The organism is Verrucomicrobiota bacterium, assembly GCA_016871535.1.
Taxonomy (GTDB): Bacteria; Verrucomicrobiota; Verrucomicrobiia; order Limisphaerales; family SIBE01; genus VHCZ01.
The window spans coordinates 1-23,317 of sequence record VHCZ01000075.1 but is presented as its reverse complement, the minus strand read 5'-3'; the positions used below and the strand labels follow the sequence as shown (position 1 = coordinate 23,317).

The following is a 23,317-nucleotide window of genomic DNA, read 5'->3' as shown; positions in this document are numbered from 1 at the left end:
TCAGCGATGGGCAAACTGAAATGCTGCCAGGTCCCGAAGGTATCGACGAATTTGATATCGACCATCTTGGCCTCGTTCTTCTTGGCCATCTCGATTACACTCTTTGCTGTGCTCATGAATTTTGATTTCGGTTTTGGGATTAGCTTGTTTGGTAAGTTTGATATGCGCTTTTCAACGCGCACCCCTCACCCTTCCCTCTCCCCTCGCAGAGAGGGAAGAGGGTGCCTGTCAAAGGCGGGTGAGGGGAGGCAGTATCGAGCACCTAGTTTAGTTAGCTAACTTCCACTGCTCTCTCAAGTAATTACGAGCCGTGGTAGCCCTCTTCGCCATGCTCGGCCAGATCGAGCCCGGCGACTTCGACTTCTTCATCGACCCGCAGACCGACGATGGCCTTGACGATGTAAGCGATGATCGTCGTGGCGATCACTGAGAGGAGAATCGTCACGATGACCGCTTTGAATTGGCTCCCGATCAAACCCGCTTTCACATTGCCGACGACGCTGTTGACTTTTTCGTCGGCGAGGAAACCGGTGAGCAGCGCGCCCATCGTGCCGCCCACGCCGTGAACGCCAAATGTGTCCAGCGCATCGTCGTAACCCAGCCAGGCCTTCAGTTTGTAGCACGCGAAGAATGGCACCAGGCCGGCGGCGATGCCGATGATCATCGCGCCCTTGGTATTCACGAATCCGCAAGCGGGGGTGATGACAACCAGCCCCGCGACAATTCCGGAGCAATAGCCAAGGATACTCGGCTTGCCTTTAACGACATACTCCGCCATGGCCCAAACGAATCCGGCGGTGGCGGCGGCGAGCGTCGTGGTGGTGAATGCGTTGGTCGCGATGCCGTCCGCGCCAAGCGCAGACCCGGCGTTGAATCCGTACCATCCCACCCAGAGCATGCCCGTGCCGACCATGCAAAGCACCATGCTGTGCGGCGGCATAGGCTCCTTGCCAAAGCCCAGGCGCTTGCCGAGGATCAAGCAGAGGATCAAAGCCGAATACCCGGAAGACATGTGAACGACCGTGCCGCCCGCGAAATCAAGCGCTTTGATGGACGCATTGGCGTTCAGCGCGCCGCACATGAACCCGTCCGAAGCCCAGACCATGTGAGCCAGCGGAAAATAGACGCCGAACATCCAGAGCGCGATGAACAGCAGAACGGCCGAATACTTCATTCGTTCGGCGATCGCTCCAATGATAAGAGCCGGCGTGATGATCGCAAAGGTGAGTTGGAAAATCGCCCAGACGTTGTTGGAGATCCAGTGATAGCCTTGGCCAACGCCGGTTCCGTCCACGCCGTTGAACATCGCGAATTCAAGGCCGCCCAAAAACGGCGATCCGCCTGAAAACGCCAGGCTGTATCCGCAGAGCCACCAAAGAATCGTGACCATGCCGGCGATGCCCAGACATTGGGCGAGGACCGACAGCACGTTCTTGCGGCGAACCAACCCCCCGTAGAACAAGGCCAGACCGGGCAGCGTCATGAACAACACGAGCGCCGAAGACGTCATCTGCCAGGCATTGTGGCCGGGGCCCGGACCCGCGATCTTCGATGGGGCGTTGGTGCTGGCGTTGCGCGCGCCGTTGTTGACGTAGGCTTCCAAATCTTCGAGGCGTTCCTGGATGGTGCGTTCGGGAGCGGGAGCGTCCGCGGCGAGCACCGCGCTGCCGACGCAAATGAGGGTGGCCAACAAGCTCAGAATGAAAAGGGTTTTCTTCATGGTTTGGGTAAGTTGAGTTTTGGACGCGTTCGGGCTAAACAGCGGCTTCCCCTTTTTCTTCGGTTCGGATTCGAATGGCCTCCTCGACGGATGAGACGAAGACTTTGCCGTCGCCAATCTTTCCGGTCTTGGCAGTTTTGATGATGGCGGCGACCGCCGCCTCGACCTGGCTGTCCGGAAGGACAAGCTCGATTTTGATCTTGGGAAGGAAATCCACCGTGTATTCGCTGCCGCGGTAGATTTCCGTGTGGCCCTTTTGGCGACCGAAGCCTTTGACTTCGCTCACCGTCATTCCCTCGATGCCGATTTCGCCCAGGGCGTCTTTGACTTCCTCCAATTTGAAGGGCTTGATGATCGCTTCGACTTTCTTCATAAGGTTAGGTGCGGGTTTTTCATGGTGTGTCAGCAGTTTGGTTTGCAGCGCAGCCAGGCCTGTCCTGAATAAGTCCTGTCTGGCTGATTCGCTCGGTGACTGATGGGCTCGGTCGCGAAGTGAAGGCGCGTCGGGAGAATTCGGACCGACCGGACTCATCACAACGGCTCAACGCTTCAATTCGATAACAGAGCACGGCGGCTTTAGCAGACCCGATGCCACGGCGCGGCAATCTCTGAGCGGGAAACGTAACGAACCCGAATTCAGGGCCTTAGGCACAACATGAGCGAAGCCGCGCGAAACGATGAAGCTATTGCATTTTGCGCAGGGTGAATTTTTTTAGACAGCCCACGCTCCATTTGAACTGATAACTGTTAACTGACAACTGATCACTTGCCCCATGTCTTGCCCCCGCGGGTTGATCCGTGCTTGAATCAAGTTCACTTCGATGAGCGAGCGACATTCGGAAGAATTCGGCGCACTGCTTCGGCAGGCGCTCGCCCATCACCAGGCAGGCCGGCTTGCGGAGGCGGAAACGCTCTATCGGAAAATCCTGCAGAACAATCCCTGCCACTCGGAAGCGTTGCGCTTGCTGGGCGCGCTCGCCCGCCAACGCGGCGAATCCGATGCCGCTCTCAACTTCCTGGAACGCGCGCTCCGAAGCAATCCGAACTCCGCCTGGGCTTGCTTCGACCTCGCCAGATTGGAGATTGACCGCAAGGAGATCGACGCCGCGGTGCCTCTGTTGGAACGCGCGGTGCAATTGCAGCCCGTTTTCCCGGAGGCTCATCACGCGCTTGGGAACGCTTATGCCGCTTGCTGGTTTCTGGATAAGGCGATTGCCAGTTACCGCCAGGCGCTGGCTCAAAATCCCGGTCTGGCCGGGATGGGTGACGCGATCGCATTTGTCGAAAGGCAGGCGCGCGAAGTGTCGGCTCTTGCGGACCAAATCCAGCGCGCGATCCATGAGCCGGTGAATCGAACATTCGCAAGCAGGCTGGCGGGCTGCGCTTTGGAAACCCGCGAGTTGTTCCCGCATCTGTTGAACCAGCTTGGATTGATTGGAACCGGTGTCGAGGTGGGAGTTCGCAAAGGCCAATTCTCCGAGCATCTGCTGCAACATTGGCAGGGCCGGTTGCTTTTTTCAGTGGACCCCTGGCGCGAGTTCTCCCAGAGAGAATATCAGGACTCAGCCAACGTCTCGCAAGCCAATCAGGACCAGTTGTGCTGCGACACTATCAAACGGCTTATGCGGTATGCCGGGCGGTCCGTGATCTGGCGAATGACTTCGCGGGAGGCCGCTCCGCTTGTGCCGGATGGGAGTCTGGATTTTTGTTACGTGGATGCCGACCACAGTTACGAGGCCGTGCGAGAAGACATTCAGTTGTGGCATCCCAAGGTGAAGCCCGGCGGAATCTTGGGCGGCCACGATTACATCGCTGATGGCAGCTATTCCTTCGGCACGTTTGGCGTGCAAAGCGCGGTGAACGAATTCGCGAACGCCCACAACCTCGAACCGATCATCACCAAGGAAGCGCCGTTCCGTTCATGGTTCGTAGTGAAGGTTTGATCCGAGCGAAACTGTGGCGAATCTCTGTTATCTCCGTTTCCTCCTGTGAAGAGTAATCGCGTCGGAGACTTTGATCGGACACGAATTTCACGAATTATCACGAATGGATCTTGGAGACGGGCTTTCGCGAGAATTCGCGTAATGCGCGTCACTCACTCCTTCTTCGGCTGGTCGGCGGGCTTGTCCTCCGTTTTGGGCTTCGCCGGGAGCACGGTCACCCAGAGCTTTTCGGTCTGATTGATGAGCAAATCGCCTGCGGCGGTGTTCTGACCTTTGAGATTGGCGGCGGCGGTGCGGATCGCCGGGGGATCAAGGTCCGGCGCGATGGCCAGCACGCGAAAGGGTTGGTTCGCCGGTTTAGCGTCGTCCGTGGCGGACAGTTTCAAGGTGGCTTCGCCTTTGCTGGAAACGGTTGCCGTTGTGCTCGTGACTCCGTCGGGCAATCCGTCGGCCACAACCAGGAGGTTCGCCGCGAAACCGTGGAGCCGCGAGACGGTCGCTTTCACTTCGACACTTTTGCCAGGTTCCAGACGGAACGCATTCCCCTCGACGACGGCGTTGAATGAGGGCTTTGGCTCATTGATTTCGAGGTGATAAACGAAATCGCTCCCACCGCGCTGAATCAAGTCGCTGACCGCGATTACGAAAGTGCCGTCCGCAGGCGCGGTCCAATGGAGTTCCGGGTCAGCCGAACGCCCTGCATCGTCGCTTCGAGACAGTTCTTTGCCGGATTGATCCGTGATCCTCAAGACTCCGTCCAACGGAAAGCCGAATTGAGCGGATTCCAGCCGAAACAGAAACTTGTCACCCTTCTTTGCTGTGAGCGCGAAGCGGTCTTCGTCACCGGGCGGATCGATACGGCCGCTGATCGCGGCAGGGCAGGGAAGGGGTTGGGCGAGATCGGTGGTGTTGTTGGGTTCGATCTCAAGTTGCTCGGGCAAAGCGCCGATGCGGATTCGCGGGCGGTTTTCCAAGGCCGGGAGCGCCGGGAAGAAATCGATCGCGTGTTTGTTCACTGCTGAAGCATCGATTTCGCACGCTAATGCCTCGCCGGTCTGGCCAAGGTTCCAGCCAAACAATCGCACTGAAGTCTTCGACCCGCGCACGACCCTCGGTGGAAAGGCGTAGCGCGCGACAGGTCCGCTGGAGACGGTCAACCGATAGACCGCGCCTTCGCCGCCGGTCAGTCGCACCTCCGCTCGGGGAGGATAGGCAAAGCCGGCCAATTGGAGAACGAACATTCCCGTTTCCTTGGCCTGGTAGGCCAGGAGCGGATCCAGGCTGCGGTCGTCGTGATTGAAAGCGACCTTGGTTCCGGCGCGGTCACGCAACTGAAGGATCGGATCGACCGGTGAGTCGAGCGAGTACGCATCGACCCACGCCACGAGCCACTGGCCTTTCTCCAGTCTCACCGCGAACGAATCGCTATCGTCCGTTTTGTCCAATCGACCGTTCAGGACGATGGGGAGTTTTTCGAGCGCCTGGGCTTTATCCGGGCTGTCGTTGGGTTCCTTTTCCAGTTGTTCATCGAGGTGTCCGACGACGAAGCAACGCGTCGCGGAGGCGCCCTCGGCGTTGTAGAAGCGGATCAAGTGTGGGCCGATGGGGGCGTTGGTGGAAATTTCGAGGGTGAATTTGCCTTTGGCTTCGTTGGTCTTGAAAGTCAAACCAGGGCTATCGCCACACACGCTGAGCGGCCAGGGATCGAGCTTTCCGCCCACGGTGATTTCCACCGTAGAACCCTGTTTGCCTCCGGCGGGAAAAACGTAATTCACCGTTGGAACTTCCGCGGTGACTGGAAGGAATGCCAGATACTGGAGGAGCAATAGAGGGGCAATGGATGCGAATATTCCCCGGACGAATCGCGCTTTGAACTTGTGGAGACGTAGCGCAGACATTCCTGTCTGCGGGTTGACGGGACTTTCCAGTCCCGTTCGACGGGCGACTGGAAAGTCGCCCGAACCAGCAGGCTGAAAAGCCTGCTCTACGAGGGCGGTGCTGCTGCGCCGCCGTGTCGAAAGAAAACCGGCCGCGCGGCTGCGCAGCCTTACCAGCTCCTGAGTTTCAATGCGCGGCGCTTCTTCGGAGGGAAGCCCGCAAAGCAATCGCCGCACTCGGGCAGAGTTCGAGGAAGGACCGGCGAAGCGCCGCGGCATCACGAAAACAATTCTTTGATCGGCCGGCCGCCGCTCACCAATTGAACCGGCCTTCCCGTGTTCGTGTGCAAAATCTGGTGCGGGTCAATGCCCATCTTCGTGTAAAGCGACGCCGCGAAGTCTTCCGGGCTGTGCACGTTTTCGGACGCGTGATAACCCTTCACGTCGGTCGCGCCGATCACCTGTCCGCGAGGCGTGCCGGCGCCCGCGATCAGCACTGACATCGCGTGCGGCCAATGATCGCGGCCGGTGTCCTTGTTGACCTTCGGCGTGCGCCCGAACTCACCGAGAGCGATCACCAACGTGCTTTCCAACAACCCGCGCTCGTCCAGGTCGCTGATCAGCGCCGCCAGGCCCTGGTCGAACTTCGGCATGTGCTTTTCTTTGAGCGACGAGAAAATGTTCGTGTGATGATCCCATCCGCCGTAGTAACAGGTCACGAAGGAAACTCCGACTTCCACGAGCCGCCTGCACAAGAGCAGGCGCTGGCCGAAATCCGTCTTGCCGTAAAGTTCACGCACTTTCTCGGACTCTTGATGAATGTCGAAAGCGGCCTGGGCTTTGGGCGAAGTGACAAGATCAATGCCTTGGGCGTAATATTTGTCGAAGCTGACCGCGGGATCTTCCGCCGCCGCTTCGGTCAGACGCAGCATCCGATCCAGCTCGCGCCGCAATTGCTGGCGCGTCGCGGCCCGGCCTTCGGCGATCGAAGCGGGCAACACCACGTCGCGGACTCGAAAATCCTTGTTGCTCGGATTACCGCCAATGACGAACGGGGCGTGCTGGGCGCCGAGAAAATTCGGCCCGCCCGACCGCGACATGTTGGGCAGACTCATGTAAGCGGGCAAACCGTTCCGCACGCCGCGCTGATAGGACACCATCGAACCGAACGAAGGATGGAAAGTGACGAAGGCGCCGCAATTCACGGGCACCGGCGTCGGCGCGCCGGTCATCATGTAATGGTTGCCGCCGCCATGATTCGGATCGCGATGGCAAATCGAGCGGATGATCGTGAGTTTGTCGGCGATGGCCGCGAGCTTGGGCGCGGTCTCGCAAAAATGGATTCCTGGAACGCTGGTCTTGATCGGCTTCAGTTCTCCGCGGATTTCCTTGGGAGCATCAGGCTTGGGATCGAAGGTTTCATAATGGCTCGGTCCGCCGTCCATCCAGATCAGAATGCAATTGACCTGGTCTGGGCTGACTTTGCCGGAGGCTTTAGCCGTTTGGGCGCGGAGGCGAAGCAAATCCGTCATGCCCAGTCCCAGCACTGCACCGACTCCGAGTTGCAGAAAGTCGCGCCGAGCGATTCCAGCGCAGTTGCGGTTAAGTTCGGTCATGACAGGCGCGGTTCTAATTCGCGAAGCGAATATCATGCTTCACCAGCGTGAAGGCAAGCTTTTGTCTGCCCGGGCTGCGTCAACTTCGCAAATCTCTGGGAGGGGCTCTTGACGGCGGATTTCAAAGCACCGACGTTTGGGCAAGCTTTTCTTTGGGCACGATCAAATAGCCGGCGCCCATGACGCGAAGGTCGCCCACGGGATCGTCCAGCCTCAGTTGCAAGGGAATGTCGCGTGAAGTTTTGTTGATGATCTTGAGCAGGTAAAGATTCTCGATTCGGCCGCGGCCCGTCATTTGAAACAGGGATCCGGGCGCGCGCAGCAAGATCGTCTCCACCTCCGACCGCGTAAACACGGGAAAGGACAGCAGGGCGACGGGCGCGCCCAACACCCCCAGATACCCCGCCATGCGGGCGGTGAAGCTGAAGGGTTCGCCGCGCTCGATGCTGTTCAGCGACGCGTAGCGCACCAGGCCGCGCGGGCGCTGGATTTTGTCCATGGTGAAATCGCACGCATCGTGAAGTAAAACAAGAGAGCTTATTTGCTGGATAATAGGACTTGTCTGATTACGGTAACGCCAGCGGGTTTGAGGAACACCCCGATCCGCGTGCGTCATGTCCCACTTCACCAGCATCAAAACCCGAATGACGGAAAAGGAGCCCTTGCTCCAGGCTTTGAAAGATCTGGGTTACGCGCCGGAGGAAGGCCTGGTTCAGATCCGGGGTTACCTGGGCAATCGGACGCCGGTGGAAATCAAGGTGGCGACGAAGAACCCTGAGTACGACATCGGGTTCCGCAAAGTCTCCGGGGTTTATCAGTGCGTGGCGGATTGGTATGGTTTGAGAGAGATCGACCAGGCCAAGTTCATCGAGCAATTGACACAGCGCTACGCGTATCACGCCGCGCGGGCGAAGCTGGAGGCGCAGGGCTTCACGCTGGCGTCGGAGCAAGTGCATGAAGATGGACGCATTCACTTGGTCCTCCGCCGGATCACGTGAGCGGCGCCAAGGAAAAGCGGCACGAATTTCACGAATGACCACTAATTGCGAGAGACTTTCAGATTCGTGAGAATTAGTGAAATTCGTGCCCACGGATTAGAACCATTTGCGTTTATGGAGCTTGAAGAGATCGACGTGTTTATCGAGAAAGACGGGCAAGTGCGAATCGAAGTGCGCGGTGTGAAAGGCGCGCATTGTTTGACCGTGACCAAAGAGTTGGAACAAGCCCTCGGCGGCCAGGTCGTCCAACGCGAGATGACGCCGGAGGCGGGCGAGCCGGCGCGACAGTCCGAAGACCAGCAACAGCGCGGCCGCGGACAATGAAGATTTCAAATTTCGGGTTTGAAGTTTCGAGTTAACCTGAAACTCGAAACTTGAAACCTGAAACTGAAGACCCATGAAACTTCGCCTCCACGGTTTCCTTCCCCACAGCCACGCCAACGGCCCCGGGATACGTGCCGTCGTTTGGGTCCAGGGCTGCTCGCTCGGTTGTCCGGGGTGCTTCAATCCGGAGACGCACTCTTTCGAAGGCGGCGAGGTTGTGACGGTGGACGACCTGTTTCAGCGGATGGTCGCCCTCGGCGACTCGCTCGAAGGCCTCACCATCAGCGGCGGTGAACCGCTCCAGCAGCGGGCCGCGGTGACGGAGTTCTTAAGGCGAGTGAAAACACGCATGGAGCTTTCGGTCATCGTGTTCACCGGATTTACCTGGGAAGAGGTGATGCGGATGGGGGCAACGGAGTATCGGTGTAAGGGAGTGTCGGAGGGTCGGAGTTCGGGAGCGACACAACGAGAAATCCAAGCTCGCCGACACCCCGGTACGCCGACACCCCGATACCCCGACTTGCCGTCAGCCGACTTCCTGAACTACGTGGACGTGCTGATCGCTGGCCGTTATGATCGCCAGCAACACGTGGCCCGCAGCCTGCGCGGATCAGCGAACAAAACTGTGCATTTCATCACGGATCGTTACACCGCCGAGGATTTGGAGTCCGTGCCGCACGCGGAGGTGTTCATCAGCCCGCACGGAGAGCTGATCCTGAGCGGAATTCAACCCGTCGCCTGGGCACCCGGAGGAGACAGCGCATGAGTTTCGAGCAAGAACTGGACGTTTACCTGCGCGCGCGGTTCACCTTGATCGTGCTCGTCACGGTCGAAGAAGAGCGGGCCTTGCAGATCATCAAGTTCGTTTGCGACAAATCCAAACGGGCTTGCCTGATCTGGGATGTCGCGGATGGCTTTCAAGCGCTGACGCCGGAAGGCGGGTCGGTGCCGTCGGCGCGCGATCCGCTTTCCGCGCTGGAGCAATTGGAAAAAAAGGAGAGCGACGCTCTTTTTGTGCTCAAGGATTTTCACGAGTGCTGGGGCAATGCTCAACTCAAGCGAAAGCTGCGCGGCGTGGCGCAACGCCTCAAGTTCACGAAGAAGTCAATTCTGGTGACCTCGCCAACCCGCCGGCTGCCGGACGAATTGAAGGACGAAGCCGTCATTGTGGAATTGCCGCCTCCCAACGCCAGCGAGCTCGCGGCCGTGCTGGGCCGGCTCACCCTGACGCCCGGCGTCAAAGTCAATCTGACCAAGCTGGGTCATGAGAAGCTCGTTCAAGCGGCGCTGGGGCTCACCGTGGCCCAGGCCCAGCGCGTCTTTGCCAAAGCCATCGTGGCGGATCGCATGCTCGATGACCGCGCGATCGATCTCGTCACCCAGGAGAAAAAGCAAATCATCAGCGAAAGCAAAGCGCTGGAGTTTTACGCGGTCACGGAAACGCCGGACGATGTCGGCGGTCTCGGCGTGCTCAAGGACTGGCTCCGCTTGCGCGAGCGCGCCTTCACGCAGGAAGCGCGGGATTACGGATTGCCCGCGCCCAAAGGGATCGCGTTGATCGGGATTCCGGGAACGGGAAAAAGCCTCACGGCCAAAATGATTGGCGGGTTGTGGAGACTGCCGTTGCTGCGCCTGGACGTTGGCGCGTTGTTCGGAAGCCTGGTGGGCGAATCGGAAGAGAATGCGCGCCGGGCCTTGCGACTTGCTGAAACCGTCGCGCCGTGCATTGTGTGGATCGACGAAATGGAAAAGGCGCTCTCGCAGGGCGGAATGGACGGGGGCACAAGCCTGCGCGTGTTCGGCACGATCCTGACCTGGATGGCGGAGAAAACTGTGCCGTGCTTCGTGGTTGCCACCGCCAACGACATTTCGCGGCTTCCACCGGAGTTGATGCGGAAGGGCCGCTTCGACGAGATCTTTTTCCTGGACTTGCCGACCCAAGCGGAGCGCAAGGAAATCTTTGGCGTTCATCTGGGCAAGCGGAAGCGGTTTCCGAAAGATTTCGATCTGGAACGTTTGGCCCGCAAGTCGGAGGGCTACGTGGGCGCCGAGATCGAGCAGGCCATCGTGGACGCGATGTATGTCGGATACAACGACCAGCGCCGCGAGTTTACGACCGAGGATATTTCCGCGGCTCTGAAACGGCAGGTGCCGCTCTCGGTTTCGCAGCGCGAAGTCGTCGGCATTTTGCGAAACTGGCTTCGCGAAGGCCGGGCGCAATCCGCGTCGTTCCAGGAAGTCCGGCAAGCGGAGGAACAGTTTGTGCGATTGCAAATCGACAGCGAGCGGTGAAGGGGCGATTCAGAATTGGGGAGCACACGCGCCTCGCGTGTTTCGATCGGCGCCTCGCCGGTCATCCAAACGGAAGAGTGTGGCCAGCGAGGGCGCCGGCCACGGCACGCGGGGCGCGTGCGCTCCCCAGGCCGCGAAGATGGCCTGATCCAGTTTTTGTTGTCCCCAGACATCATTTCACGGTTCAATCCGGTTCCGTGCAGCGCAACCTGGACGCAAGGCAACTGGAGAAATGCCATCGCTGGCTTTATTGCGCAACGCCGCTGCTTGGCCGCTGGCTGCAGCGCGAAGCGATTCGCGCTCTGGCACACGACGGGTCCGCCACAGCGATTAAAATCCTGGTCAAGGCGCTCGCCACGCATCCGGATTCCAATTTGCGCCGCCGGGTCGCCATCGCCCTGCGCCACTTGCAGAGCGCCGAATCGATCGATGCCGTTTGCGCCGCGTGGCAGGAGACTCGCCACGACGCGTTGACGGCGCTTCTGCGCGAACGCCGCTGGCTCGCGACAACTCCACTCGAACTGCGCGTGCTCACCGCCTTGAAGACCGGACAGAAAACGGCGCTCGCCAGACTGGATGCGCCGGTCATCACCGCGCTCATGCACGCCTGCGGGGACGCCGATCCCGAGATCGTTGCCCTCGCGTTGAACCTTCTGGGCGAATTGCGGGCGCCGGACGCGATCGAGCATTTTTGCGATCAACTCATCGGCAGTGAATTCCCCGCCCTGCAAGAGCTGGCGTGGGAGAAGGCCTACGCCCCGCGTGATGCCGGGAAGCGCGCGCTGTTCTATTTCCTGACGGGCCAGGCCGAACGTTACGATGCGTTGGACTTCGATCACCGGTTGCTGCGCGTTGGTTACGAGACGGCCGAACCGGAGATCCGCCATCGCATCGCGGCGCGCGTCCGGCTGAGCGGCCGAGCGGACCTGGCGAAGGCGATTCAATCCGGACCGCAGAAGCGCGTCCTGGCGGAGATGAGCACACGGGAATGGGAATCAATCGTGACCGTGTTGCGGGGAAACAAACGATTTGCGGATCTGTGGGCGCTCAGCTTCGAGACTTATCCCGAATGGTCCGCAGAAGTTCTGGGCGTTTTGAAACAGGCGGGATATCGCCCGGCCGCCGAATCGGATGCCGCGGTCTTCGATAAGCTCTGCAAACTGCGCCCGGTCGAAGGCAAACGGCTGCGTTTGTTCCTGCCCGCGCCTTTTTGCCGCAACGTCTTTCGAATGCCGACCCAGGGCGTCCGCGCGCTGGCCTTCGCTCCGGACGGACGGACGCTGGCCACCGTTTGCAGCGACACCACGGCCTTTCTCTGGGACGTTCCAGGGGCCCGCCTCAAAGACAAGCTGGGCAAGCGCATTGGGCTGGCGACGTTGGCGGCGTTTTCATTCGACGGACGAACTCTCGCCATCGCGAATACCGATCATGCCGCCCGGCTGTGGGATTTGAGTTCTTGGCAATCGAAGGCCACGCTGGCCGGGCACAGCGACAAAATCTCCGCGTTCGGTTTTTCGGCGAACGACCAGTCGTTCGCCACGGGCAGCTACGACAACACGACGCGAATCTGGGATCTGTCGAACTATCGATGCCGCGCAATTATGAACGGCCATCGCGGCGCCGTCCTGTCCCTGGCTTTCTCGCCGGACGGACAAGTGCTCGCGACCGGCAGCCATGATGAAACCGTGCGATTGTGGTACACGGAAGCTGGCGCGAGCAAGGCCACCTTCACGGGGAACCTGAGTTCGGTGTGTACGCTGGCGTTTTCCCCGGATGGCCGGACATTGGCGACGGGCAGCTCGGACGGCACCGTGCGGCTCTGGCACGTCGCCAACGGGGAAATGAAGACAATGTTTCAGGGGCATCGAACTTCGGTGATGACGCTGGCGTTTTCTCCGGACGGCACGCGGTTGGCCACGGGCAGCCTGGACCGCAAGGTTCGGCTTTGGGATTTGTCCACCGGCCAACTCAAAGCGAGCCTGGAAGCGCATACCGACGAAGTGCATTCAGTCGCGTTTTCGCCCGATGGCAAGACGCTCGCCACGGGCAGCCGCGACAAGACCGCGCGCATCTGGGAGGTGGCCCTGACCAAGCCGCTGATCGGCATGAACCGCGAAGATTTGTTCCAGATCGAGCAATGGGCTGCCGGCACGACGCAGGCGGAAGAAGCCCGGCCCTGGCACTTTCTGACCGCCTTGCTGCGCCACCGATTCCGTTTTGATATCGAACTCGGCGAAGTTGCGGAAAAGGTCCTCGATGAATTCGACATCGAGATCGAAGAGGCAGAGTAGGGCAGACTTCCTCTGGACTGCGGCCTTCAGGCCGCTTCAACGCTCGACTGCGGAGAGTGCGCGGAAGCAGCTTAAAGGCTGCGGTCCGCACGGGTTCTCGGGTCATGGGCCGTATGCATGGCTCGAACTTGTAACCACACCTCGGGGAAAGTTGTCTCAATTCCCATCAGCACTCAGGCACAACTGAAACAACTATGAACTCATCCACTGCAACAATGTCCCGCTTCAGCGCCGCTCTGGCTGCGGCGTTGATCTTGATCTCACCGGCCCAGGCGCAACGCGGCCGCGGCGGCGCTCAAGGCCCGCAGGTGGTTTCGCCCGAAGTTTCCCCGGAGCGCAAGATTACTTTCCGCATCCTGGCGCCCAAGGCCGAGGCGGTGCGGTTGAGCGGCAGTGATATTCCCGGCAACGGTCAGGGCGCCACGATGACCAAAGGCACGAACAGCATTTGGGAAGTGACGCTCGGCCCCATCAGTCCCGGAACCTACCGCTACAACTTCAACGTGGATGGCGTCTCGGTGATCGACCCGCGCAGTCCGGCGATCAGCGAGTCCAACAACAACGCCTGGAGCCTGGTCCATGTTCCCGGCCAGGAGTTTATGGACGCCAAGGACGTTCCGCGCGGCGCCGTTTCGGCCGTGACTTACTACTCCAAGTCGCTCGGCAAGTTCCGGCGCATGCAGATCTATACACCGCCCGGTTACGAGACTGGTAAAGGCAAATATCCGGTCTTCTATTTGTTGCACGGCGCGGGTGACAGCGATGAATCCTGGTCCTCCGTAGGCCGCGCCGGTTTCATCCTCGACAATCTCATCGCCGCCGGGAAAGCGAAGCCCATGTTGGTGGTGATGCCCGCGGGCCACACCCGCGCTTCCGGCTTCGGCGCCCGTACCACAACTTCGACGAACGCCACGCCAGCCCGTCCGCCCGCGGACGAATTCGTCCAGGATTTCGAGAACGACATCTTGCCCTATGTGGAGAAGCATTACCGCGTGCGCACCGACCCGAAGAGCCGCGCGATTGCCGGCTTGTCCATGGGCGGCGCGCAGACCTTGAACATCGCTGTCCGGAACCTGGACAAGTTTGGATATGTCGGCGTTTACAGTTCGGGCGTTTTCGGGATTACGGGAGGCGGGCGTGGCGGCGCTTCCACGGCGCCGACGGGGCCGAGCTGGGATGAGCAGCACAAAGAAGCCTTGGACAATCCCAAACTCAAAAAGGGAATCAGACTATTGTGGTTGGCGACGGGCAAAGACGATTTTCTGATCGAGACTTCCCGCGCCACGGTCGCCATGCTCAAGAAGCACGGCTTCAACCCGGTCTTCAACGAAACCGCTGGCGGGCACACCTGGATCAACTGGCGCGAATACCTCCACGAATTCGCTCCGCAGTTGTTTTAACGTCCCCCTCTCCCTCACGAGAGAGTGGAACGCTCACTCAAAATCGTACACGACGACCTTTTTGCAATTCGGCTTGAACACCTTTTCCACGAACTCCACGTGCAACGGGTGCACCTGGTAATCGTCCTGGGCCTTTTTGGAGTCGAATACGACGTTCAGGGCTACCTGATAAGTTTGGTCCACGACTGGCCTGTGACTCCGCGTCATGCGCCCCAGATGAAAGTGAATGATGCCCGGGATTGATTTCAGGTAACGCTCGGCGCCCGCCATCAGTTCATCCACGGCTTTGGGTTTCTCCGGATCCGTCCAAAAGATAACAACATGCGAGAACATAGGGGGCGGAGGTTATGTCGGAACCCCCGTCCAGGCAAAACCAAAACCGGTCAAAATTCCTCTTGCATGTCGGCGCGCGATGTCTATGTTACGCGCTCGCCCGAATGCCGCGTGTGCGGATGTTCATTGAGGCTGAGAAACGAAAGTTAACGTAGTAACCTAACCTTCAACCCTCCGTTGCCCTCGCAACGATCGGTCGTAGGCAATGGAGTCTTCGTTCGGCGTGGTGGCGCCAAACCTGGCCTCCCCTGATTTACAAAAAGGACCCCAGAGTCTCGTCCTATCCCTTTATGCTGACCATGGAAGAAGCCCTGAAGCAGAGCACGATCCGCTTTGCCGCAGGTGAAATCGTCAAAGGAATCATCATCGAAGTTCGTTCCAAGGAAGTTCTGGTCGATATCGGCTACAAAAGCGAAGGCGTCATTTCCGCCAACGAATTTGAAGACATCAAAAAAGTCAAAGTCGGCGACCAAATCGACGTCCTCATCGAAAAACTGGAAGACAAAGACGGCATGGTCGTGCTATCGCGCGAGAAAGCCGAATTCAAGAAAAACTGGGACAAAATCCTGACGATCTGCAACGAAGGGGGCACGATTTCCGGGAAGGTCAAGTCCGTCGTCAAAGGCGGACTGCTGGTCAATATCGGTGTGGAGGCTTTCCTGCCCGCCTCGCAAATCGACATCATTCCACCCAAGAACCTGGCCACGTTCGTCGGCAATTTGTACGATTTCAAAGTCGTCAAGATCAACCAGGAGCGCCAGAACATCGTCCTGTCCCGCCGCGAATTGATCGAACAGGAGCGCAACGAGAAACGCGCGCGGCTCCTGGCCGAAATGGTTCCGGGCGACATCCGCAAGGGCACGGTCAAGAATATCACGGACTTCGGCGCGTTCATTGATCTCAACGGAATTGACGGCCTGCTCCACATCACGGACATGAGCTGGGGCCGGATCGGACATCCTTCCGAACTCCTCAAGGTCGGCCAGGATATCGATGTCGTCGTGCTCGACATCAACAAAGAGAAAGAGCGGGTCAGCCTCGGTCTGAAGCAGAAGCTGGCCAACCCGTGGGACAATATCGAAAGCAAATATCCCATCGGCGCGCGGGTCAAGGGCCGGGTCGTCAACCTGGTGCCCTATGGCGCATTCATCGAACTGGAGCCGGGCGTCGAAGGCCTGGTCCACGTCACCGAATTGTCCTGGACCAAGCGCATCGCCAAACCGTCGGATGTGCTCAAAGTGGACCAGGACATAGAAGCCGTCGTTCTTGGCATCAATCGAGACGAGCAAAAGATTTCGCTGGGCATCCGGCAGCTTGAAACCAATCCGTGGGACAAAGCCCTGGAGAAATACCCGCCTGGCAGCCGCGTCAAAGGCAAGATTCGCAACCTCACCAGCTACGGCGCGTTTGTCGAGTTGGAGGACGGTTTGGACGGAATGGTCCACGTGTCGGACGTTTCTTGGACACGAAAGATCAATCATCCTTCCGAAGTGCTGAAGAAGGGCGACGAAGTCGAAGCGGTCGTCCTGGAGATCGACAAAGCCAACCAGCGGATTTCGCTCGGAGTCAAACAGCTCAGCGAGGATCCCTGGAACAACATCGACAAGTATTACAAGGTCGGCGATCTGGTTACGGGCAAGGTCACCAAGCTGGCCAGCTTCGGCGCCTTCGTCGGCTTGCAGCATGATATCGATGGTTTGGTCCACATCTCGCAGGTCAGCGAAGAACGCGTCGATAAGATCAAGAACGTGTTGAGAGTGGACCAGGAAGTCACGGCCCGCGTGATCAAGATCGACAAGGGCGAACGCCGCATCGGGCTTTCGATCAAAGCCGCGAATTACTCGCAAGAGCAACTCAAAGCGGAGCAAGCGATGCTCGACTCGCTCAAGCCGGGCGAAGACCTCGTGGCATTGCAGCATGCCTTTGACGCGGCGGATGAAGCGAAGCAGTAGCTTCCGCCCTTCGGCTGGAGCTTTGGCCGCGGCGGGCCGACACACGGCCCGCCGCGCGTTTTTGTGACTGAAGCCGGTCTTGATTCTGAGAGGCGGGACCGCTAAGTTTCTTTCCGTGAGCACAATCCTGGAGATTCAAGAAGCCATCGTAAAGTTGTCCGAGAGCGAGCGAACAGCCCTGGAAGAATGGCTCGATTCGTACGAAGAGGACGATTGGGATCGCCAGATCACCGCCGATGCTGCTTCCGGAAAGCTGAACTTCATGACGGAGGAAGTCGAGCGAGCGAAACGCGACGGTACACTTCTTCCCCTCCCGGGTGAAATCTAAGACCACACCGGAATTCTGGCAAAGATTCGATGCGCTGCCTACCGTGGTTCAAGAACTGGCTCGCAAAAACTTCAAACTTTGGTTGGCCAACTCCCGACATCCTTCTCTGCGATTTCGCCTGCACGCTGATGGGAAATGGTCCGCCCGTGTTGGTTCCCATTACCGAGCCGTAGCCCACTTTGACGGCGAGACGTTTGTCGGGACTTGGACCGGAAGCCATGAGGATTACAACAAGCTCCGTTAGCTCATTCTGGCGGCTCCTCTCAGGCAATGAACATCTATGACGAACTCGACTGGCGGGGCTTGGCGGCTGACTGCACGGACTCAAATGAGTTGGCACAGCGGCTGAGCGCCGGACCGATGACCCTCTACTGCGGCTTCGACCCGACCGCGGACAGCCTGCACGTCGGAAACCTGGTGCCGCTGCTGGGCCTGCGGCGCTTTCAACTCTCCGGCCACCATCCCATCGCCGTCGCGGGCGGCGCGACCGGCTCCATCGGCGATCCGAGCGGCAAGACGCAAGAGCGGCAGCTCCTCACCCGCGAGACACTCGACAAAAACATCGCTTCCGTGAAGGAGCAGCTTCGGCTCTTGCTGGACTTCGACACGCAGATCAATCCCGCGCGCCTGGTCGATAACGCCGACTGGACCGCCTCGGTCACGTTCCTGGAATTCCTTCGCGACATCGGAAAGCATTTTTCCGTGAACATGATGGTCGCGAAGGAAAGCGTTCGCGCCCGCATGGAAGACCGTGAAGCCGGCATCAGCTACACCGAGTTCAGCTACATGCTGCTCCAGGCTTTCGATTTCTACGTGCTCTGCCGCGACTACAACTGCGAGCTGCAGATCGGCGGCAGCGATCAATGGGGCAACATCACCGCCGGCATCGATCTTTGCCGAAAGAAGCTCGGCCAGACGGTCTATGGCCTGACGCTCCCGTTGATCACCAACGCCGACGGCACGAAATTCGGCAAAACGGAAGCCGGCGCCGTTTGGCTCGATCCGAAGAAAACCAGCGTCTATCGGTTTTACCAGTTCTGGATTCGCACCGATGACCGCGATGTCATTCGGTATTTGAAATTCTTCACCTTCTTGTCGCGCGACGAGATTCACGCGCTGGAGAAGCAACATGCTGAAAAACCCGAAGCGCGGGCTGCGCATCAGGCTCTGGCGAAGTCCGTGACCACTCTGGTCCACGGTGAGGCCGCCACGGATGAAGCGGTGCGCGCCAGCGAAATTCTCTTTGGCGGCGGGCTCGAGGGCGTCTCGGAAAGCACATTCAACGAGATCGTCGGCGAAGTGCCCTCGAAGGAAATCGCGGGAACGAAACTCGACGGCGCCGGTTTGCTGCTCGTCGAACTGCTCGTTCACGCTGGTTTGTGTCCGAGCAAAGGTCAGGCGCGAAAAGACCTCGAAGGCGGCGGCATCTACGTGAACAATGTCCGGGAGAACAATCCGCAGCGCGCCGTCACGCGGGCTGATTTGCAGTTCGGCAAATATGCGCTTCTCCGCAAAGGCAAACGGAACTACACCATCGTAACGGCCGTTTAGATTTGGTTGTATCCCCTCAGGTTACTGTGCAGACCGTGGGATTGACGACAGATCGACCGGAGAACCGTAGCGCAGATTTTCAATCTGCGGTATCGCCGATTTCCAATCGGCAGGGCGCCGGCAAGTCCCTGCGGGCTCGGACTGGGAGACGCCCCGCAGAATACAATTCTGCGATACGGCAGAGTGCAACTCTGCGCTACGAGCTTTGTCGTCCATCCCGCGGATCAAACAGTAAGATAGTTCAGGTGGGGCGAGGCTTGCTTTGGGACAAAAAAGTGTTCACGCAAGTCCCCCTCCGCAAAGAACGCCGCAACAGCTACGCCACGTCCACGCCCGTCACCGATGGCAATTGATGTACGCCGTGTTCGGCGACGGCAGTTTTGCAGCGACCTCAAACCGCATCTGTTCACGATCACGGAGGGAGGAATCGTCATGTGCCTCAGCGAGGCCACAGGCGAAATCATCTGGCAGGAACGGTCGCCGGCAATTTCTCGGCGTCGCCGGTGGCTGCGGATAGCCGGATCTATTCTGGGGAGCACACGCGCCCTCGCGTCTCCGGATTGGCGCCCTCGCCAATCAGACCGTCGAGGAAACCATCTCATCAAACGATCGCTTTTTCGGACGGAAGACCGTGGCCGGCGAGGGCGCCGGCCACGGCACGCGAGGGCGTGTGCGCTCCCCATGCCCAGATACCTGGACCGCGCCACGGCTTTACCATGCTTCGTGATGCGGTTGGTTGTCGTTGTTTTACCAACCGTGAAGCTCCACCGTCTCTCAAACGCGGGACAATCATAGAGAGAATTCGTCCATGTCTGGACGACATAAGGTTCGAGAGCGTAAGCCCAGTCGTTGGTGAGGATATAAAAATACTGGTTGTTCGGCTGTTTTGGAACATATCCGCTTGGATACCTGTTGTTATCCGTTACATACATCTGGAGGCCCAGTCCAAGCTGGCGCAGATTGCTCTGGCATTTGACCGTCTTGGCTGCAGCTTTGGCTCCCGTGAGCGCGGGCAAAAGCAATCCTGCCAGGATCGCAATAATGGCGATGACGACCAGAAGTTCGATCAGGGTAAACGCTCTTCTCCAGCTTTTCTTTGCTCCAGCCATGAATCCATTCTGATTCATATCCGCTCCTTCTCGCTTGGTATCAAAAGCTGCCAACAGCTCCGCGCTCGTTCCGCCCAGTTCTGAGCGTTTCTACAATATCAGGTTCGGATGCGACCGCAAGGCTGCGAATGCTGGCCAATGTAGGGCAGGCTTCCAGCCTGCCAGTTCGGGAGGCATCTTGCCCCGTGAACCGGCAGACAAGATGTCTGCCCTACATGCTCGCTCGTTTGCGCCCCAGTTCCTTCATGAGCGCTTTCAACGGCAGCGTATTGATGACATCGGCTTTCGTGAGCCAGCCTTTCCGCGCGATGCCCGCCCCAAGCCGCAGATAACCCGCGTGCTCGTGGCGGTGTGCATCGCAATTGATCACGCACTTGACGCCTTTGCTCCGCGCGTAGGACCACAGGCGCCAATCCATGTCGAAGCGATACGGACTCGCGTTGAGCTCGATCCAGGTGCCGGTCTCAGCGCAGGCATCGATAACGGCGCGTTGGTTGACCGGGTATCCCTCGCGTTCAAGCAAAAGCCGCCCCGTCAGGTGCCCGAGGATATGGACGAATGGATTCTCCGCCGCCCGAATGATTCGCCGCGTCATCTCGGCTTCGTTGTGCGTGAATCCCTGGTGCACGCTCGCGACGACGACATCCAGTTCCGCGAGCACGCCGTCATCGAAATCGAGTTTGCCGTCGCTCAGAATATCGACTTCGGACCCCGTGAGCAGCCGGAAGTCCTCGCCGCGGTCGGCGTAAGCTTGATTGATCTGGCTGACCGCTTTGAGTTGCTGGCGAAGGCGCGCGGCGTCCAGCCCATTCGCCACGAATGACGATTTGGAGTGATCCGTGATGGCCCAGTAGTCGCAGCCCAACCCGTCCATGTGCGCGGCGATTTCCTCCAGCGTCCCGCGGCCATCGCTCCAGTTGGAGTGGTTGTGGAGCGAGCCGCGCAGATCGGTCCATTCCAGGAGGCGCGGAATGTCGTCGCGCTCGGCGGTGGCAAATTCGCCTTGATCCTCGCGCAGCTCAGGCGGGACATAAGCCAGATCCAGGTGCTTGAAAATGTCTTCTTCGCTCGCACACGGCACCAACAACTTGGGGTCGCGCGTTTCCTCGTCCGATCGGAACAGACCATACTCATTCAAGCGCAACCCGCGCTGAATGGCGCGCTGGCGCATGACGATGTTGTGTTCCTTGCTGCCCGTGAAATAGGCCAGCGCGAAAGGAAATTCGCGATCCGAGACCACGCGCAGGTCGGCTTGAATCCCACATTGCAGGACCACGCTCGCTTTGGTGTCGCCTTTCGCATTCACCGAGAGCGCCGCCGGTTGCTGCGTAAAAAAGTCGATGACCGCGGCCGGTTTCTTGGAGGACGCGAGGAAGTCGATGTCGCCAATCACTTCCTTGAACCGGCGGACGCTCCCGGCGGTGCTGCACCGGATCACGTCCGGGTGGCCGCGCAGGCTTTCGAGGATCGGCTCGGCGGCGGCGAGCGCATCGCTGAGCAAATGGCGCGCGGCGTAATTGCGGCGGAATTGGATGCCTTCGAGAATTTTGCTCTGGGTTTTTTCCCCGAAGCCCGCGATCTCGGCCACCGTGCCGGCTTTGCAGGCCGCTTCCAATTGTTCGATGCTCGCGATGCCAAGTTTGTCGTTTAGCGCTTTGGCCTTCTTGGGTCCGAGGCCGGGGATTTGCAGCAGTTCCACAAGACCCGCCGGGATGGATGCATGGAGATCCTCGTAGTACGCGAGTTTGCCCGTCGTCACGAGTTCCGTGATTTTCTTCTGAAGCGCCTCGCCGATGCCTTTGATCTCGCCGAGACGATTCTCCGCAATCAGCTTTTCCAGCGGTTCGCCGAGTGCTTCGAGCGTTCGAGCCGCGTTGGCGTAGGCGCGGGTCTTGAACGGGTTTTCGCCCTTGAGTTCCAGCAGAGTGCCGATCTCGTTCAGGATTTCAGCCACACGGTCTTTATCCATACCTGGCTATTCTGAGTTCAAAGTTCAAAGTTCAAAGTTCAAAGTTGGCGCTGGCAATCTTCAGACAATTGGCAAAGCTCCCCTCGTGGCCCCACGACAAGCAGCTCAAAGCGTCGCCCTCACCATCGCCGGTTCCGACAGCGGCGGCGGGGCAGGGGTTCAGGCGGACCTGAAGACGTTTGCAGCGTTGGGCGTGCATGGCGCGAGCGCGATCACCTCTGTCACGGCGCAGAACCCCAAACGGGTTGTCGCCATTCAGCCTTGCTCCCCCGCGATTGTTCGCCGGCAGATCGAAGCGGTCTTCGCGGAATTGCCACCGGCTGCAGTGAAAACCGGCATGCTTTTCAGCGCGCAGATCGTTCGGGTCGTCGCGGACTTCTTCGCGGGCAAGAAGAGGCCTCCGTTGATCGTCGATCCCGTGATGGTCGCGACCAGTGGCAAACGGCTCCTGAAGGACTCCGGAGTGGCCATGCTGCAGGCGAAGTTGCTGCCGCTCGCCACCTTGGTCACTCCCAATCTCGACGAGGCGCAAATCCTGTCCGGCGTGCAGATCGAATTGCCGGAACACATGCGGCAGGCGGCACGCCGGATTCGGGAACGATTCGGCTGCGCGGTTTTGGTGAAAGGCGGGCACTTGCGCGGGAGCCGGGAAGCCGTGGACATTTTCTATGACGGTCCAACTGAATTGCTGTTGAAAGCGCCGTTTGTCCGAAGTGTGCGCACGCATGGCACGGGCTGCACGTACTCGGCAGCGATTACGGCGTACGTGGCCCGAGGGCATCGACTCGGCCGAGCCGTAGAATTGGCGAAGAGCTACATCACGAGAGCAATTTTCCAAAGCGTGCATGCGGCAGGCCACACGGTTTTGCGGCACGTCCCAGGAATCTGGTAGGGCGAGCCTGTCCCCAGCGAGCCGAGTCGGACGTGTTCCAAGCCCGTCGAGCGGCTCGCCGGGACGGACTCGCCCCACCACCAAGGAAACTTCCCAAACCCGGTAGGGCGGCGTTGCCGCGCAGCCGGTTGCCACACGGTTTTGCGGCACGTCCCAGGAATCTGGTAGGGCGAGCCTGTCCCCAGCGAGCCGAGTCGGACGTGTTCCAAGCCCGTCGAGCGGCTCGCCGGGACGGACTCGCCCCACCACCACCAAGGAAACTTCCCAAACCCGGTAGGGCGGCGTTGCCGCGCAGCCGGTTGCCACACGGTTTTGCGGCACGTCCCAGGAACCTGGTAGGGCGAGCCTGTCCCCAGCGAGCCGAGTCGGACGTGTTCCAAGCCCGTCGAGCGGCTCGCCGGGACGGACTCGCCCCACCACCAAGGAAACTTCCCAAACCTGGTAGGGCGGCGTTGCCGCGCAGCCGGTTGCCATACGGTTTTGCGGCACGTCCCAGGAACCTGGTAGGGCGAGCCTGTCCCCAGCGAGCCGAGTCGGACGTGTTCCAAGCCCGTCGAGCGGCTCGCCGGGACGGACTCGCCCCACCACCACCAACGAAACTTCCCAAACCCGGTAGGGCGGCGTTGCCGCGCAGCCGGTTGCCACACGGTTTTGCGGCACGTCCCAGGAATCTGGTAGGGCGAGCCTGTCCCCAGCGAGCCGAGTCGGACGTGTTCCAAGCC

The 23,317-nt window shown here is 59.5% G+C and carries 21 protein-coding genes; 12 read left to right on the top strand and 9 right to left on the bottom strand.

The features are described 5' to 3' along the window. The 3 genes from FJ398_12115 to FJ398_12105 form a co-directional block, all read right to left on the bottom strand. On the bottom strand, window positions 1-116 hold a 116-nt coding region (locus FJ398_12115; GenBank protein ID MBM3838684.1), incomplete at its 3' end, for a glutamine synthetase. A 185-nt stretch (window positions 117-301) separates the two neighbouring features. After that, the gene (locus tag FJ398_12110) at window positions 302-1,720 is read right to left on the bottom strand and encodes an ammonium transporter (GenBank protein MBM3838683.1); all 1,419 of its coding nucleotides are present in this window, start codon (window positions 1,718-1,720) and stop codon (window positions 302-304) included. A gap of 34 nt (window positions 1,721-1,754) precedes the next feature. Beyond that, the gene (locus tag FJ398_12105; GenBank protein ID MBM3838682.1) at window positions 1,755-2,093 is read right to left on the bottom strand and encodes a P-II family nitrogen regulator; all 339 of its coding nucleotides are present in this window, start codon (window positions 2,091-2,093) and stop codon (window positions 1,755-1,757) included. Between the two features lie 448 nt (window positions 2,094-2,541). On the opposite strand from FJ398_12105, the gene FJ398_12100 reads away from it, so the two are divergent. Continuing rightward, a complete protein-coding gene (locus FJ398_12100) occupies window positions 2,542-3,663 on the top strand; it encodes a tetratricopeptide repeat protein (protein MBM3838681.1) in 1,122 nt (373 codons plus the stop codon). 152 nt (window positions 3,664-3,815) lie between these two features. Here the strand turns inward: FJ398_12100 and FJ398_12095 are convergent, their stop codons facing one another. From FJ398_12095 to FJ398_12085, 3 genes are all read right to left on the bottom strand, one after another. After that, the gene (locus tag FJ398_12095; GenBank protein MBM3838680.1) at window positions 3,816-5,561 is read right to left on the bottom strand and encodes a hypothetical protein; all 1,746 of its coding nucleotides are present in this window, start codon (window positions 5,559-5,561) and stop codon (window positions 3,816-3,818) included. Window positions 5,562-5,818: 257 nt separating this feature from the next. Further along, window positions 5,819-7,156, bottom strand: coding sequence for a DUF1501 domain-containing protein (locus tag FJ398_12090; protein MBM3838679.1), 1,338 nt, complete (start codon window positions 7,154-7,156; stop codon window positions 5,819-5,821). 121 nt (window positions 7,157-7,277) lie between these two features. After that, window positions 7,278-7,793 carry a hypothetical protein gene (locus tag FJ398_12085; GenBank protein ID MBM3838678.1) on the bottom strand — a complete coding sequence of 172 codons (516 nt, stop codon included), beginning with the start codon at window positions 7,791-7,793 and terminating at the stop codon, window positions 7,278-7,280. Between FJ398_12085 and FJ398_12080 the strand changes: the two genes are divergently transcribed. The 6 genes from FJ398_12080 (at window position 7,771) to FJ398_12055 (ending at window position 14,461) form a co-directional block, all read left to right on the top strand. Further along, window positions 7,771-8,154 carry a DUF1257 domain-containing protein gene (locus FJ398_12080; protein ID MBM3838677.1) on the top strand — a complete coding sequence of 128 codons (384 nt, stop codon included), beginning with the start codon at window positions 7,771-7,773 and terminating at the stop codon, window positions 8,152-8,154. The two genes, FJ398_12085 and FJ398_12080, sit on opposite strands and share 23 nt — an antisense overlap. A 114-nt stretch (window positions 8,155-8,268) precedes the next feature. Next, complete coding sequence (locus tag FJ398_12075) at window positions 8,269-8,478, top strand: DUF2997 domain-containing protein (GenBank protein MBM3838676.1); 210 nt, start codon at window positions 8,269-8,271, stop codon at window positions 8,476-8,478. Window positions 8,479-8,551: 73 nt separating this feature from the next. Beyond that, complete coding sequence (locus FJ398_12070; protein ID MBM3838675.1) at window positions 8,552-9,244, top strand: radical SAM protein; 693 nt, start codon at window positions 8,552-8,554, stop codon at window positions 9,242-9,244. Then, window positions 9,241-10,770, top strand: coding sequence for an AAA family ATPase (locus tag FJ398_12065; GenBank protein MBM3838674.1), 1,530 nt, complete (start codon window positions 9,241-9,243; stop codon window positions 10,768-10,770). Before FJ398_12070 ends, FJ398_12065 begins: the two co-directional genes overlap by 4 nt. Further along, window positions 10,317-13,061 carry a hypothetical protein gene (locus tag FJ398_12060; protein ID MBM3838673.1) on the top strand — a complete coding sequence of 915 codons (2,745 nt, stop codon included), beginning with the start codon at window positions 10,317-10,319 and terminating at the stop codon, window positions 13,059-13,061. Before FJ398_12065 ends, FJ398_12060 begins: the two co-directional genes overlap by 454 nt. A 194-nt stretch (window positions 13,062-13,255) precedes the next feature. Then, window positions 13,256-14,461, top strand: coding sequence for an esterase (locus FJ398_12055; protein MBM3838672.1), 1,206 nt, complete (start codon window positions 13,256-13,258; stop codon window positions 14,459-14,461). A gap of 33 nt (window positions 14,462-14,494) precedes the next feature. Here FJ398_12055 and FJ398_12050 read toward each other — a convergent pair whose 3' ends face one another. After that, on the bottom strand, window positions 14,495-14,794 hold the full coding sequence (locus FJ398_12050; GenBank protein ID MBM3838671.1) for a Dabb family protein: 300 nt from the start codon (window positions 14,792-14,794) through the stop codon (window positions 14,495-14,497). Window positions 14,795-15,084: 290 nt separating this feature from the next. Here FJ398_12050 and FJ398_12045 point away from each other — a divergent pair, with 290 nt between their 5' ends. From FJ398_12045 to FJ398_12030, 4 genes are all read left to right on the top strand, one after another. Then, a complete protein-coding gene (locus FJ398_12045; protein ID MBM3838670.1) occupies window positions 15,085-16,746 on the top strand; it encodes a 30S ribosomal protein S1 in 1,662 nt (553 codons plus the stop codon). Window positions 16,747-16,861: 115 nt separating this feature from the next. Next, window positions 16,862-17,074 carry a hypothetical protein gene (locus FJ398_12040; protein ID MBM3838669.1) on the top strand — a complete coding sequence of 71 codons (213 nt, stop codon included), beginning with the start codon at window positions 16,862-16,864 and terminating at the stop codon, window positions 17,072-17,074. Further along, window positions 17,064-17,318: a hypothetical protein gene (locus FJ398_12035; GenBank protein MBM3838668.1), complete on the top strand. Its 255-nt coding sequence runs from the start codon at window positions 17,064-17,066 to the stop codon at window positions 17,316-17,318. The genes FJ398_12040 and FJ398_12035 overlap by 11 nt, the downstream gene beginning before the upstream one ends. A gap of 26 nt (window positions 17,319-17,344) precedes the next feature. Next, a complete protein-coding gene (locus FJ398_12030; GenBank protein ID MBM3838667.1) occupies window positions 17,345-18,625 on the top strand; it encodes a tyrosine--tRNA ligase in 1,281 nt (426 codons plus the stop codon). Window positions 18,626-18,849: 224 nt separating this feature from the next. Here FJ398_12030 and FJ398_12025 read toward each other — a convergent pair whose 3' ends face one another. Together FJ398_12025 and polX are read right to left on the bottom strand one after the other, a co-directional pair. Next, entirely contained in the window at window positions 18,850-19,734 is an 885-nt protein-coding gene (locus FJ398_12025) for a DUF1559 domain-containing protein (GenBank protein MBM3838666.1), read from the bottom strand. Between the two features lie 211 nt (window positions 19,735-19,945). Then, window positions 19,946-21,703 carry a DNA polymerase/3'-5' exonuclease PolX gene (polX, locus tag FJ398_12020; GenBank protein MBM3838665.1) on the bottom strand — a complete coding sequence of 586 codons (1,758 nt, stop codon included), beginning with the start codon at window positions 21,701-21,703 and terminating at the stop codon, window positions 19,946-19,948. Window positions 21,704-21,788: 85 nt separating this feature from the next. Between polX and thiD the strand changes: the two genes are divergently transcribed. Continuing rightward, window positions 21,789-22,595 (top strand): bifunctional hydroxymethylpyrimidine kinase/phosphomethylpyrimidine kinase, encoded by an 807-nt coding sequence (gene thiD, locus FJ398_12015; GenBank protein ID MBM3838664.1) that lies wholly within the window; start codon window positions 21,789-21,791, stop codon window positions 22,593-22,595. Window positions 22,596-23,317 lie beyond the last annotated feature (722 nt).

Coding starts and splice junctions, on each gene's coding strand:
- FJ398_12055 (MBM3838672.1), top strand. CDS start 13,256: ATGAACTCATCCACTGCAACAATGTCCCGCTTCAGCGCCGCTCTGGCT.
- FJ398_12075 (MBM3838676.1), top strand. CDS start 8,269: ATGGAGCTTGAAGAGATCGACGTGTTTATCGAGAAAGACGGGCAAGTG.
- FJ398_12105 (MBM3838682.1), bottom strand. CDS start 2,093: ATGAAGAAAGTCGAAGCGATCATCAAGCCCTTCAAATTGGAGGAAGTC.
- FJ398_12025 (MBM3838666.1), bottom strand. CDS start 19,734: ATGGCTGGAGCAAAGAAAAGCTGGAGAAGAGCGTTTACCCTGATCGAA.
- FJ398_12090 (MBM3838679.1), bottom strand. CDS start 7,156: ATGACCGAACTTAACCGCAACTGCGCTGGAATCGCTCGGCGCGACTTT.
- FJ398_12100 (MBM3838681.1), top strand. CDS start 2,542: ATGAGCGAGCGACATTCGGAAGAATTCGGCGCACTGCTTCGGCAGGCG.
- FJ398_12045 (MBM3838670.1), top strand. CDS start 15,085: ATGCTGACCATGGAAGAAGCCCTGAAGCAGAGCACGATCCGCTTTGCC.
- FJ398_12050 (MBM3838671.1), bottom strand. CDS start 14,794: ATGTTCTCGCATGTTGTTATCTTTTGGACGGATCCGGAGAAACCCAAA.
- FJ398_12110 (MBM3838683.1), bottom strand. CDS start 1,720: ATGAAGAAAACCCTTTTCATTCTGAGCTTGTTGGCCACCCTCATTTGC.
- polX (MBM3838665.1), bottom strand. CDS start 21,703: ATGGATAAAGACCGTGTGGCTGAAATCCTGAACGAGATCGGCACTCTG.
- FJ398_12065 (MBM3838674.1), top strand. CDS start 9,241: ATGAGTTTCGAGCAAGAACTGGACGTTTACCTGCGCGCGCGGTTCACC.
- FJ398_12080 (MBM3838677.1), top strand. CDS start 7,771: ATGTCCCACTTCACCAGCATCAAAACCCGAATGACGGAAAAGGAGCCC.
- FJ398_12095 (MBM3838680.1), bottom strand. CDS start 5,561: ATGTCTGCGCTACGTCTCCACAAGTTCAAAGCGCGATTCGTCCGGGGA.
- FJ398_12070 (MBM3838675.1), top strand. CDS start 8,552: ATGAAACTTCGCCTCCACGGTTTCCTTCCCCACAGCCACGCCAACGGC.
- FJ398_12030 (MBM3838667.1), top strand. CDS start 17,345: ATGAACATCTATGACGAACTCGACTGGCGGGGCTTGGCGGCTGACTGC.